11 protein-coding genes are annotated in these 12,118 nt (G+C 55.2%); 4 read left to right on the top strand and 7 right to left on the bottom strand.

Annotated elements, in window-relative coordinates:
- The first annotated feature begins 62 nt into the window (after positions 1 to 62).
- Together KB892_RS22345 and KB892_RS22340 are read left to right on the top strand one after the other, a co-directional pair.
- Complete coding sequence (locus KB892_RS22345; RefSeq protein ID WP_002887421.1) at positions 63 to 989, top strand: Rpn family recombination-promoting nuclease/putative transposase; 927 nt, start codon at positions 63 to 65, stop codon at positions 987 to 989.
- Between the two features lie 158 nt (positions 990 to 1,147).
- A complete protein-coding gene (locus tag KB892_RS22340; protein ID WP_211778018.1) occupies positions 1,148 to 2,518 on the top strand; it encodes an NAD-dependent succinate-semialdehyde dehydrogenase in 1,371 nt (456 codons plus the stop codon).
- A gap of 97 nt (positions 2,519 to 2,615) precedes the next feature.
- Here KB892_RS22340 and KB892_RS22335 read toward each other — a convergent pair whose 3' ends face one another.
- The 4 genes from KB892_RS22335 to KB892_RS22320 form a co-directional block, all read right to left on the bottom strand.
- A complete protein-coding gene (locus KB892_RS22335) occupies positions 2,616 to 3,161 on the bottom strand; it encodes a YfaZ family outer membrane protein (RefSeq protein ID WP_002887439.1) in 546 nt (181 codons plus the stop codon).
- Between the two features lie 391 nt (positions 3,162 to 3,552).
- Positions 3,553 to 4,509 carry a GTPase gene (gene yjiA, locus KB892_RS22330; RefSeq protein WP_002887442.1) on the bottom strand — a complete coding sequence of 319 codons (957 nt, stop codon included), beginning with the start codon at positions 4,507 to 4,509 and terminating at the stop codon, positions 3,553 to 3,555.
- 11 nt (positions 4,510 to 4,520) lie between these two features.
- The gene (locus KB892_RS22325) at positions 4,521 to 4,724 is read right to left on the bottom strand and encodes a YbdD/YjiX family protein (RefSeq protein WP_002887451.1); all 204 of its coding nucleotides are present in this window, start codon (positions 4,722 to 4,724) and stop codon (positions 4,521 to 4,523) included.
- 109 nt (positions 4,725 to 4,833) lie between these two features.
- Positions 4,834 to 6,984, bottom strand: a complete 2,151-nt coding sequence (locus tag KB892_RS22320) for a carbon starvation protein (protein ID WP_002887454.1) — start codon at positions 6,982 to 6,984, stop codon at positions 4,834 to 4,836.
- Positions 6,985 to 7,368: 384 nt separating this feature from the next.
- Here KB892_RS22320 and KB892_RS22315 point away from each other — a divergent pair, with 384 nt between their 5' ends.
- A complete protein-coding gene (locus tag KB892_RS22315) occupies positions 7,369 to 7,992 on the top strand; it encodes a hypothetical protein (protein WP_004151394.1) in 624 nt (207 codons plus the stop codon).
- A gap of 127 nt (positions 7,993 to 8,119) precedes the next feature.
- Positions 8,120 to 8,830: an ascBF operon repressor gene (locus KB892_RS22310; RefSeq protein WP_002887465.1), complete on the top strand. Its 711-nt coding sequence runs from the start codon at positions 8,120 to 8,122 to the stop codon at positions 8,828 to 8,830.
- Between the two features lie 74 nt (positions 8,831 to 8,904).
- On the opposite strand, the gene KB892_RS22305 is transcribed toward KB892_RS22310, so the two are convergent.
- The 3 genes from KB892_RS22305 to hpaA all read right to left on the bottom strand — a co-directional run bounded on the left by KB892_RS22305 (position 8,905) and on the right by hpaA (position 12,115).
- Complete coding sequence (locus tag KB892_RS22305; protein WP_002887467.1) at positions 8,905 to 9,417, bottom strand: 4-hydroxyphenylacetate 3-monooxygenase reductase subunit; 513 nt, start codon at positions 9,415 to 9,417, stop codon at positions 8,905 to 8,907.
- Positions 9,418 to 9,436: 19 nt separating this feature from the next.
- Positions 9,437 to 10,999 (bottom strand): 4-hydroxyphenylacetate 3-monooxygenase, oxygenase component, encoded by a 1,563-nt coding sequence (hpaB, locus tag KB892_RS22300; protein WP_002887473.1) that lies wholly within the window; start codon positions 10,997 to 10,999, stop codon positions 9,437 to 9,439.
- A 225-nt stretch (positions 11,000 to 11,224) separates the two neighbouring features.
- Entirely contained in the window at positions 11,225 to 12,115 is an 891-nt protein-coding gene (hpaA, locus tag KB892_RS22295; protein WP_002887475.1) for a 4-hydroxyphenylacetate catabolism regulatory protein HpaA, read from the bottom strand.
- Between the last annotated feature and the right edge of the window lie 3 nt (positions 12,116 to 12,118).

Here is a 12,118-nt window from a genome sequence, read left to right as displayed (position 1 = left end):
GGGTGCCAGAGATATTCATGGGAGGTAGAGTCCCTGCAGGATAAGCAGGCAGGGATGAGCCGATGGCAAAGGGCACCACCTCGACGCCGCATGATGCGGTGTTTAAACAGTTCCTCACTCAGGCCGACACCGCGCGCGATTTTCTGGCGATCCATCTACCGCCTGCGCTGCGTCAGCGCTGCGACCTCGATACCTTACAGCTGGAATCGGCAAGCTTTATCGAGGAGAGCCTGCGGGCCTGGTACTCCGATGTGCTGTGGTCACTCAAAACCGCCTCTGGCGAGGGCTACATTTATGTGGTTATCGAACATCAGAGCTCGCCGGATGCGCAGATGGCCTTCCGCCTGATGCGCTACGCCATCGCCGCGATGCAGCGCCATCTTGATGGCGGTCATACAAAACTGCCGCTGGTGGTGCCGATGCTCTTCTATCACGGAGCGACCACGCCATACCCGTGGTCACTCAACTGGCTGGACTGTTTTGCCGATCCACAGCTGGCGAGTGAGCTTTATATCTCGCCCTTTCCGCTGGTGGATGTCACGGTGATCCCCGACGATGAGATCGTTCGCCACCGGCGCGTGGCATTACTCGAGCTGATACAGAAGCATATTCGCCAGCGCGATTTAATGGGCATTGTTGAGCAACTGACGACGATTTTACTTAGCGGGGACGCTAATGACAGACAGCTAAAAACGCTGTTTAATTATCTGCTGCAGACTGGCAACGCGCGCCGCTTTGGCCGGTTTATCCACGAAGTGGCGCAACGGGTTCCTCAGCACAGGGAGAGATTGATGACTATTGCTGAAAGATTACAGGAAGTGGGCCGCAGAAAAGGCAAACGGGAAGGCCGGCTTGAAGGCAGACAAGAAGGACAGCATGCCGAGGCGCTGCGCATTGCCCAGAGGATGCTGGCCGACGGCATTGCCCGCGAGACGGTGGTGAAAATCACCGGCCTGACCGCCGACGAGATCGCCGCGCTGGCGCATTGATAACGCCGGGGCGGCCTGACGGTCGCCCCGGTTAGCCTCGTTATGGAATATTCCGGATATACCTAACTTTACCCGCATCGCCAGCCATCTCGACTACCCTTAATATCCTTAACGGCATTTTTGACTGCCTTAGTAGCGATAACAAGGAGACATGCGATATGGCCTATCAGACGGTGAATCCTGCGAACAATCAGCTTATTAAAACGTACCCGGCGCACAGCGATGCGGACGTGGAGGCGGCGCTGCAGCAGGCGGATGCGCTCTACCATTCTGCCTGGGCAAAAGGCGATATTGAACCGCGGCTGGCGGTACTGCATAAGCTGGCGGATCTGATCGATAGCCGGGCGGAGGAGCTGGCAAAAATCGCTAGCCAGGAGATGGGGAAACTCATTAAGCAGAGCCGCGGCGAAGTGAAACTTTGCGCTCAGATCGCCCGCTATTACGCCGATAACGCCAAATCGTTCCTGGCGCCGGTGAAGTATCCCTCCGAACTGGGTGAAGCCTGGGTTGAGCACCATCCCATTGGCGTCTTACTGGCGGTGGAGCCGTGGAACTTCCCCTATTACCAGCTGATTCGCGTCCTTGCGCCAAACCTGGCGGCCGGTAACCCGGTTATCGCCAAACACGCCAGCATTGTGCCGCACTGCGCGGAGACCTTTGCCCATCTGGTGCGTGAGGCCGGCGCTCCGGAGGGGGCGTGGACCAACCTGTTTATCTCCCAGGATCAGGTGGCGAAGATTATCGCCGACGATCGCGTGCAGGGCGCGGCGCTCACCGGGTCGGAGAAAGCCGGCAGCGTGGTGGCGGCGCAGGCGGCGAAGCATATTAAGAAATCAACGCTGGAACTGGGCGGCAATGATGTGTTTGTCGTGCTGGACGATGCCGACCTGGAGCGCGCGGTGAAAATCGGCGTCCAGGCGCGGCTGAACAACGCCGGCCAGGTGTGTACCGCTGCCAAGCGCTTTATCCTGCACGAAAATATCGCGGATGCGTTCCTGACAAAATTTAGCGAGGCGTTTCGCAAGGTGAAAATCGGCGATCCGCTGGATGAAAGCACCACGCTGGGGCCGCTCTCTTCCAAAGATGCGCTGGATACCCTAAGCAAACAGGTGGACGAGGCGGTGAAAAATGGCGCTAAGCTGCATCTGGGCGGCAAAGCGGTGGCTCGAGAAGGCAATTTCTTTGAACCCACCATTTTGACCGGTATCACCCGTGATAATCCGGCGTACTTCGAAGAGTTCTTTGGCCCGGTGGCGCAGATCTACGTGGTGAAAAACGATGAGGAGGCAATCCAGCTGGCCAATGATTCCCACTATGGTCTGGGCGGTGCGGTGTTCAGTCAGGATATCGAACGCGCCAAACGGATGGCCTCCGCCATTGAAACCGGAATGGTTTATATCAACTGGCTCACCGATACCGCGCCGGAGCTGCCGTTTGGCGGCGTGAAGCGTTCCGGTTACGGACGGGAGCTCTCCGATCTCGGCATCAAAGAGTTTGTGAACCAGAAGCTGGTGGTGGTGCGCCGCTAAGCCTATGACCCGGCCATAAAAAAACCTGCCATTCGGCAGGTTTTTTTATGGCTAATGCTCAGCGCACCTTAACTTTATCGCGGGGCGTTGATCATAATCAGAAGGTGACCCCGCCGCCCACATAGGCGCCATCAATCAGGGTGTGGTTCGGGCGACCCTCTTTACCGTCAACGCTCACATGGCGGTAACCCACTTTCAACGTCACTGGACCAATCGGAGACCAGCTCACGCCGCCGTTCGCTTCAACATAGTTTTTCACGCTGTTGTTCAGACCATCCGGCGCGACATACCCTTCGCCAAACACGTGGATGCTGTCGGTCAGGGTCACGTTCACCCCGCCGCCGACCGGAAACGCGACGCCGTTATCGCCTTTTTTCGGCCCGAGGTAGATGGCTTTCGCGCCGGCGTTGAGCATCACCGGGCCCACTTCCAGGTTGTAACCCGCGCCCACGCCGCCGGTCTGGCTACCATCATCGGTATTCTTCAGCCAGTGGCTTTCGGCGTACAGGCCAGAAGAGGATTTACCCATTTCCATATTCAGATTAGTGAAGTTTTTACCCTGTTCAACGGTAAACCCCACCGCCATGGCGGAACCAGAGACCGCGGTCAGGGCTGCAAGAATAAGGATGTTAAGCTTTCTCATGGTTTACTCCTCGTCAATAAAGTTGTCTGAGGGCACCTTAACAAGCGATGTTTACCTCTGCAAATGTGACTTGCGTCGATTTTTTATGCTGGTTTTGTCAGGAAGGTGTTTTGAAAATGTTGTAATGACGTTGGGTTACGGCGAGGTCAATCATCAAATTTAGCCTGTTTAGCCGTGGTTTAATTGGTGGGCTAAACAGAAACTGAACAGAGCAGTCATTAATTATTAAGGGGCCTATTCATTCAGTTTCTTATAATTTCCAAAAATGTTTCTACTGTTACTTATTAAAACGTTGCTTTACATTTTTCGACGCGCTGCCGACGTTTGGTCCCTGTTTTTGACGAGGTCTCAGAGAGAAGGGGGCCTGCGCCTTAGGGCGCAGGCGGGCAGGTTAGCGTCGTAAACCGGCAAACGCCGCGCGAATTTCCTCTTCCGGCAACTGAATGCCGATAAACACCAGCGTGCTGTGCGGCGTTTCATCGCCCCACGGGCGATCCCAGTCGGCGCTGTAGAGGCGCTGCACGCCCTGGAACAGCAGGCGATTTGGCTCGCCGTCGATCCACAGCATGCCTTTATAACGCATCAATTGCTCGGCGAAGGAGAGCAGCAGATTTTCCATTACCCGTGAAACTTCACTGATATCCACCGGATAGTCGAGCTCGACCACAATCGACGAGACGTCATTCTGTTTTTCTGCCACAAAATGAAAGCGCGGTGTGGCGCTGACAACCTTCTCTTCCAGCATAAAACCGCTGGTGTTAAACAACTGGCTTAAATCGATATCGCCGTGAATGACGGTATAAATCGGCGCCCGCGCGTTAATGCGCGCCAGCCGTTCACGCAGCTTTTCGGTGTCGCCGGCGACGTCGGTTTTGGTTAACAGGATCCGGTCCGCGTAGCCGACCTGCGACTGGGCGATGGTGAACTGATCCATCTGCTGGTCGGCATGGACGGCGTCAACCAGGGCGATCACGCCGTCCAGCAGATAGCGCTCGCAGAGCACCTGATGGGAGAAAAAGGTCTGGATAATCGGCCCCGGGTCGGCCATGCCGGTGCATTCAATCACCAGCCGGTCAAACTCGATTTCGCCGCGATCGCGACTGTCGAGGAGATCGAGCAGGGCGTCTTCCAGTTCGTTGGAGCGTGTACAGCAGATACAGCCGTTGGTCAGGGTTTTAATCTGCGTGGCGCGGTCGCCGATGAGCTGATCGTCGACGGAGACTTCGCCGAATTCGTTTTCAATCACGGCGATTTTGAAACCGTGCTGCTCATTGAGGATATGGCGCAGGAGGGTGGTTTTTCCTGCGCCGAGAAAACCGGTGAGTAGGGTGACTGCAATCGGTGCCATTATTGCCTCCATTAACAGCAGCGTACGCCGCCTTTGCCGTCGCCGCCGTAGCGGGCCTGCTGGCGTTCGCGGAAGAATTCTTCATAAGTCATGTACGGCTGATCCGGATGGTTGGTTTGCATATGCGTGACGTAGTTGTCGTAATCCGGAATGCCAATCAGCATTTTTGCCGCCTGACCGAGATATTTTTTTGCCTGACCTAAGTTACCAAACATTATAAGTTCCAGATAACGAATAAAGCCGGATGGCGGCTAGCGCCATATCCGGCCTACGTTAATGCGCTTTTGGTAGGCCGGATACGCGTAGCGCTATCCGGCATCAGGGTTAATGATGTGACGAGGTCTTCACGCCGCCTTCCGGTACCGGCACATACGGAGTCTCTTTGTCGGTACGCACCTTATTGTTGCGGACATTGAGCCAGGTTTTGATGCCGTAGAAGATGATGCTATACACCACCACCAGGAACAGAATACTCAGGCCGGCGTTGGTGTAGTTGTTGACCACGATATGGTTCATGTTGGCGATCTGCTGCGCGGTCAGCTCGCCGCCGGCGGCAATCTTCTCTTTATACTGCTGAGCCATAAAGAAGAAGCCTTCCATCTGCGGGTTGCTGCTGAACAGCTTCAGGCCCAGCGCCCAGGTGGTGCACAGCAGCAGCCATGCCGCCGGGATAACGGTGACCCAGATATATTTGGTGCGCTGCATCTTGACCAGCACCACGGTGCCAAGCACCAGCGCCACGGCGGCCAGCATCTGGTTAGAGATCCCGAACAGCGGCCACAGGCTCTTCACGCCGCCCAGCGGGTCGACCACGCCCTGATACAGCAGGTAGCCCCACAGCCCGACGCAGCCGGCGGTACCGATAATCCCGGCGACCAGCGAGTCGGTTTTTTTCAGGAACGGCACGAAGTTACCCAACAGATCCTGCAGCATAAAGCGGCCTGCGCGGGTACCCGCATCCAGCGCGGTGAGGATAAACAGCGCTTCAAACAGGATACCGAAGTGGTACCAGAAGCCCATATCCGCCATCGGGATGATTTTATGGAATACGTGGGCGATACCGACGGCCAGCGTCGGCGCGCCGCCAGCGCGGTTCAGTACCGAAGGTTCGCCGATATCTTTCGCCGTCTGCAGGATCTGCTCAGGTGAAATCACAAAGCCCCAGGAGCTGACGGTCGCCGCCGCGTGGACGGTGACTTCTTTCAACTGCGCTGCGATCATCGCCGCGTTTTCACCGCCCATTTCATGCAGGTTCGGCATGACGATGCCCAGGCCTGCCGGCGGGGTGTTCATCGCGAAATAAAGGCCCGGTTCGATAATCGAGGCGGCGACCAGCGCCATGACTGCAACAAAGGATTCCATCAGCATCGCGCCGTAGCCAATAAAGCGGGCATCGGTTTCGTTGGCCAGCAGCTTCGGCGTGGTGCCGGAGGCGATCAGCGCGTGGAAGCCGGAGACCGCGCCGCAGGCGATGGTGATAAACAGGAACGGGAACAGCGCGCCTTTCCACAGCGGACCGGTACCATCAATGTACTGGGTCACTGCCGGCATTTTCAGGTCCGGGTTGAGGATAACGATCCCCAGCGCCAGGCCGACGATTACGCCGATTTTCAGGAAGGTGGCCAGATAATCGCGCGGCGCCAGAATCAGCCATACCGGCAGCAGCGCGGAAATGAACGCGTAGCCAATCAGGGTAAAGGTGATAGTGGTATCTTTAAAGGTCAACGCCGGGCCCCAGTACGGGTCGTGGGCAATCACGCCGCCGAACCAGATAGAGGCCACCAGCAGCACGATACCGATAACCGACACTTCACCGACGCGGCCTGGGCGCAGGAAGCGCATGTAGATCCCCATAAACAGGGCGATAGGCACCGTCGAGCAGACGGTAAACACGCCCCACGGGCTTTCCGCCAGCGCTTTCACCACGATGAGCGCCAGCACCGCGAGGATGATGATCATAATCAGGAAGCAGCCGAACAGGGCGATAGAGCCCGGAACCGGCCCCATCTCCTGTTTAATCATCTCGCCCAGCGAGGCGCCGTTACGCCGCGAGGAGATAAACAGCACCATGAAGTCCTGTACCGCGCCCGCCAGCACCACGCCGGCCAGCAGCCACAGGGTGCCCGGCAGATAGCCCATCTGCGCGGCCAGTACCGGGCCAACCAGCGGGCCAGCGCCGGCGATCGCGGCAAAGTGGTGGCCAAACAGCACGTAGCGGTTGGTTGGCACATAGTTCAGGCCATCGTTATTAATGACCGCCGGCGTGGAGCGCGTCGGGTCAAGCTTCATCACCTTCTGCGCGATGTACAGGCTGTAATAACGGTAGGCGACGAGGTACACAGAAACCGATGCGACGACGATCCACAGGGCGCTGACGTGCTCACCGCGGCGTAGGGCGACGACTGAGAGGCAAAATGCCCCGATGATTCCGAGAATCACCCAGGGTATGTGCTTGAATAGTTTTTTGGTATCCATAGTAAAACCTGGCGTTAATTAGATGAATAATTGGCCGAAGCCGTATGGTTTTAAGTTAGGGTTGATGGAGGTATTGATTAGCTAGGCTGCCTTCGATCTTGCCAGAACAGCGCGCGCGTAAAGTTGGGTAAATCGGTGAGTGGTTGTATAGGGGGTTAAGCGGTTACTTGCGGGGGTAAGCGGTTAGATATGAGTACGAGAGCGCGTAAATGTGTGATTAAGCTCACAATATTATTCTGCGCATCTCAAAGATATGCTTTCAAACTGAGGATAACGATTTTTATCACCCGCAGATCACTATCTTTATTTCAAGTAGAGGTATTTTGATATTATGCTGACTTTGCCATGTCGTATGGATAGCGTTTAACAAAGGGAATTCGAGTTATGAAATTTGTAAAGATAATGATCATCGCCAGTGCTTTTTACTTAACATATGCTCATGCAAGAGAGATACATCAGGCTGTTGATGAGCCGGCAGCCCCTTATAATTTGCGCTGGGGGATGAGTTACGATGAGGCCAGAAACACGCCTTTATATTCTCTGGAGGTATCAGATATCAATTATGCCGGAAAAGACCCGGATCTGATTATCTCAACGCTGACTCCCCAGGAAGTGGGGGCGTTGAAATATCAGGAGATGAAGCTTTATTTTGATAAGAATAAAGGGCTGAAAAGTGTTTTTGTTAGCGCTGATGTTGATTCCAGTCAGCAGGCCTATAAAGTTGATGATGGCCGGGAAGCACTCGCCTTATATAATGAGGAAGTTAAGGTTCTTGATCGAGAATATGGGCCAGCGACAATCAAAGAAGAGTTCATTGCAGAAAAAGGGAAATTCTATCAAAGTCTTTCCGCCTGCATTGCAAAACAGCAGGAGTGGTATAATAAAAGATTAGATCTGAATAAAATAAAAAAATGTTCAACCTGGCAACGTACTTATAAAAAAGGTCGGGTAACCGTTTTGCTATACATCGAACCGAGACAAGTTTCCAAACATTATATTTATAAATAAATTAAAGGACTTAACGGTGAGAATATATAAGATTTTTTTTAGAAGTATTGCCATGGTCATTATGGTTATGATCCTTTCTGATTGTCGTCAGTCGTATTATATTGCCAGAAATACGGGGCGCAATATAATGACCTTATCCGACCATCAGCGCGCTAAATCGGCGTTAAACGCTAACGATTTAAATGCAGCTCAGGGCTACCTGACGGGAGAAAAATACAATAATCGCTACAGGCCTGTTAGCGGTGAGGAATCCTGGGGAAGTTTACAATATCGGGCGGCGAAAATCGTCGCCAACGCCGCGGCGAACGGTCAAAAAGTGCGTGATGATGCGCTCTATCTCGCTTATATCTCTTTGTTTGAAGCAGAAGAGGGAGTGCCCGAACATCCCGATATTATGTTGGGTTACATGCATAAAGCCATGGCGCTACTGTTAGCGAATCCGCAATTACTCGATAAAATCGATTCTAAAAATGTCAGTACTTTACCCAGCCAGTTTACCCTTGAACGCTATGCTGTATGGCAATATTTATACGATGGCGGCGAGATTGACTGGACCAAAAAAGCGCCTGAAGGTGAAGGTTATACAATTGCTGGTGAAAGCTATCAGACCTGGAATATCAAGTTAAAAAAAGCCATCTGGAATCGGGGAGACGCTTTTTTAACAAATATAGGTAAACAACAATTTATTCATGACGCTATAGATTATTCGCAATTTCCGGTTATTGCCTGTACCGCCAGGCGAAAAGGCTGGCACTTAACATTACCTGCTGACTACCGGGAACAAAATTTCCGCGGCGGTGGACGTTTTGATTGGGCTTCATGTCGCGCTGTTGAATAAGGCTGGCGGGTGAGATGACGCATATTAAGCGCCAGGTTTACGTATCGGGCGATAAGTAAACCTGGGCGCGGATTTTAGACTGCGACTTCCATTTCCATCATCACCGGGTGGAAACGGCGTTTAAAGTAAATCAGGCCGTGCCCTTGCGGGCTCAGGGTAATATTGCGGATCTCCACCAGATACACCAGGTGGGTACCAATGGTTTGCACCTGGCTAATCTCGCCTTCGAGACTGGCCAGCGAACCTTTCAGCACCGGCTGCCCGAGCGCGCCCTGCTGCCAGCCGCTGAGGGCAAACCGCTCTTCCATCGTCACCCCGGTCATCCCGGCGAAATGACGGGCCATGATTTCCTGTTCGTGGTTCAGCACGTTGATGCACAACTTGCCGTTACCCTGAAACACCGGGTTCATCGCGCTGTTGGCGTTGATACAAACCATCACCGATGGCGGCGTATCCGTCACCGAGCATACCGCCGTGGCGGTAATGCCGCAGCGGCCGGCTTCGCCTGCGGTGGTGACAACGTTAACCGCAGCCGACAGGCTGGCCATGGCATCGCGAAAACGCAGGCGTTGTTCATCTAATTGCATTATGACCTCCCGCTGTGAATTACTTCAGCAGCTTATCCAACATGTTGATATCAGCATTATTGTGCAGATGCGGCACCGTCCAGCCGTTCTGGTCGTACTCGGACAGGCAGCGGTCGACCATCGCCATCATTTTGTCCATATTGCCGGAGCTCTGCGCCTGGCGCAGACACTGCAGGCGAATTTCATCCTGGCTACCGGAGTAGTTGATCTCATACAGTTCATGGCGGCCGCCGAATTCGCTGCCGATGGCGTCCCACATCAGTTTGAGGATTTTGATACGTTCAACGTGGTCCATACCGTTGGAGCCGCGCACGTACTTCGCCAGATACTGGTCGATCTGCGGGTTGTTCAGATCGCGGGCGCTGGACGGCAGATAAATCAGGCCGCTGGTGACGTTGCGCTCGATGATGTTCTTGATCTTGGCGTAGGCCATCGGGGCCATCACGCGATAGGTCTGCAGCGCGGCGTGATCCGGCAGCCATGCGCCGTTGACCCACGGCGTCGCTTCCGAGCACATAGAATCGCTTAACGCCCAGAACATATTGCGCCACGCCACCACTTCGCCAAGGTCGGCCTGCACGCCGCGGAATTCGAGGGTGCCGGTACATTCCAGAGAGCGTTTCAGCAGGGCGGTGATAAAGTCCAGTTTTACCGCCAGGCGCACGCAGGCCTGCAGCGGGTACATGCGGGCGAAACCACCTTCCATGGTCCAGCGGCGGCAGCGGTCAAAGTCGCGATAAATCAGTACGTTCTCCCATGGGATCAGCACCTTATCCATTACCAGAATCGCGTCGTTCTCGTCGAAACGGCTGGAAAGCGGATAGTCGTACGGCGATCCGGTCGCGCCGGCGACCATCTCATAGGAGGCGCGGGAGATAAGCTTGACGCCTTCGGCATCCATCGGCGCGACGAACATCAGCGCGAAGTCCGGGTTCTCGCCCATCACCTGTGCGGAGCCGAAGCCGATCATGTTGTAGTGGGTCAGCGCCGAGTTGGTGGCGACCACTTTCGCGCCGCTGACGATGATCCCGGCATCAGTCTCTTTTTCCAGCTTGATGTAGACATCCTTCACTTCATCAGCTGGCTTGTGGCGGTCAATCGGCGGGTTGACGATAGCGTGGTTAAAGTACAGGCCGGTTTCCTGAATGCGGGTGTACCAGTTGCGGGCGTTCTGCTCGAACTGGCCGTAAAACGCCGGGTTGGCGCCCAGCGCGCAGCCGAAGGCGGCTTTGTAGTCTGGGGTGCGGCCCATCCAGCCGTAGCTTAAGCGCGACCATTCGGCGATGGCGTCGCGCTGCTGGCGCAGATCGTCGGCGCTTTTCGCCACGCGGAAGAATTTATGGGTGTAGCCGCCGCTGCCGGTATCGGTGCCCCAGCACAGGGAATCCTGCATCTCCGGTTTGTGCAGCGCATCGTACAGCTGAGCGACGGAGGCCGCGGCATTACGGAAGGCCGGATGCGTGGTGACGTCTTTCACGCGCTCGCCGTAGATATAAATTTCGCGGCCATCCTGCAGGCTTTTTAAATACTCTTCGCCAGTTAACGGGCGTTTCGCGTCGGCGCGGAAATCTTCAGGTTTCATAGGGGCCTCTTCAGTATTTATCGGAATAATAATGTTAAATATATGTTTTGTTTTTGTTGTTTAATTGAAGCGGTTATGGCGCTTGTCGTGAAGGGACGTTTGCGACAACGGCGGGTACTTTTCAGGCGGGAGTGAATTTTGTGATCTCTGCAACTTTTACCGGCTGGCGCGGCGCTGACCCGCCCTACGGTCTGTAGCCCAGGCAAGCGCAGCGCCGCCGGGGTATTACGACACCGGTACTTTTTGCGCCCGGTAGCTGCTGGGCGAGCAGCCGACCTGGCGGCTAAAAAAGCGCGCAAAATAGGCGGGGTCTTTAAACCCCAGCTGCCAGGCAATCTCATTGACCGCGCTATCGGAAAACAGCAGCAGGCGCTTCGCCTCGCGCAGCTGACGGTCAAATATCAGCCGCTTCGGCGAACGGTTGGCAAAGCGGCGACAGATATCGGTCAACCGCGATTCGGTTAGATGCAGCTCCCTGGCGTAATCCGGTACCGTCCAGTGCTGATGGTAGTGGCTGTCGATCATCTGGTTAAAGCGCTGGAATAATTTCAGCTCGCCGCGCATCCCGCTGGCGGCATGATCGTCGAGCCTGGCGTTGCGCAGCAGCAGGGTAAAGACCGCCTGCGCCAGCAGCGCCAGGGTATGCTCCCGCCCCGGTAGCTGGGCGGTGGACTCCCGGCGAATCAGCTGCCAGTAGTGCGCCAGCGCCGCCAGCTCGTCGGGTTTATCCGCCAGCGACAGGCAGATCCCCGGCAGGCCGAAGGTCTCCCGCGTGCCGGGATAAAGCACCTCCAGCAGCGGCCAGATCAGCTCCTCATGGACCGTCAACACGTGACCATCGCTATCGGACTCGGTAATAAAGGCGTGCGGCACCGAGGGCGGCGTTATCACAAACAGCGGCGCCTGCACCGAATAGCGGTGGTCATCAAGCTGCAGCTCAATCTGTCCGGTATCAAGGTAGTGCATCTGGAAATAGCGGTCGTGGCGATGCGCCTGCATGTCGCGGCCAAAAAAGGCCGCCATGCGGGAGAACGACTGGTAGTGCACCTCTTCGGTACCCAGACTCTCGTCGTAATCTTTATTGATGTCGATGTTGGCGATTGAATGCTGGCACATACC

It is taken from the genome of Klebsiella sp. P1927, assembly GCF_018204675.1.
GTDB classification, from domain to species: domain Bacteria; phylum Pseudomonadota; class Gammaproteobacteria; order Enterobacterales; family Enterobacteriaceae; genus Klebsiella; species Klebsiella pneumoniae.
Note: the sequence above shows the minus strand (reverse complement) of the source record. Positions and strands in the feature narration are given on the sequence as shown.

Bases quoted from the DNA above. Each gene is read 5' to 3' on its own strand.
- KB892_RS22345 (WP_002887421.1), top strand. From the start codon at position 63: ATGGCAAAGGGCACCACCTCGACGCCGCATGATGCGGTGTTTAAACAG.
- KB892_RS22340 (WP_211778018.1), top strand. From the start codon at position 1,148: ATGGCCTATCAGACGGTGAATCCTGCGAACAATCAGCTTATTAAAACG.
- KB892_RS22335 (WP_002887439.1), bottom strand. From the start codon at position 3,161: ATGAGAAAGCTTAACATCCTTATTCTTGCAGCCCTGACCGCGGTCTCT.
- yjiA (WP_002887442.1), bottom strand. From the start codon at position 4,509: ATGGCACCGATTGCAGTCACCCTACTCACCGGTTTTCTCGGCGCAGGA.
- KB892_RS22325 (WP_002887451.1), bottom strand. From the start codon at position 4,724: ATGTTTGGTAACTTAGGTCAGGCAAAAAAATATCTCGGTCAGGCGGCA.
- KB892_RS22320 (WP_002887454.1), bottom strand. From the start codon at position 6,984: ATGGATACCAAAAAACTATTCAAGCACATACCCTGGGTGATTCTCGGA.
- KB892_RS22315 (WP_004151394.1), top strand. From the start codon at position 7,369: ATGAAATTTGTAAAGATAATGATCATCGCCAGTGCTTTTTACTTAACA.
- KB892_RS22310 (WP_002887465.1), top strand. From the start codon at position 8,120: ATGACCTTATCCGACCATCAGCGCGCTAAATCGGCGTTAAACGCTAAC.
- KB892_RS22305 (WP_002887467.1), bottom strand. From the start codon at position 9,417: ATGCAATTAGATGAACAACGCCTGCGTTTTCGCGATGCCATGGCCAGC.
- hpaB (WP_002887473.1), bottom strand. From the start codon at position 10,999: ATGAAACCTGAAGATTTCCGCGCCGACGCGAAACGCCCGTTAACTGGC.
- hpaA (WP_002887475.1), bottom strand. From the start codon at position 12,115: ATGTGCCAGCATTCAATCGCCAACATCGACATCAATAAAGATTACGAC.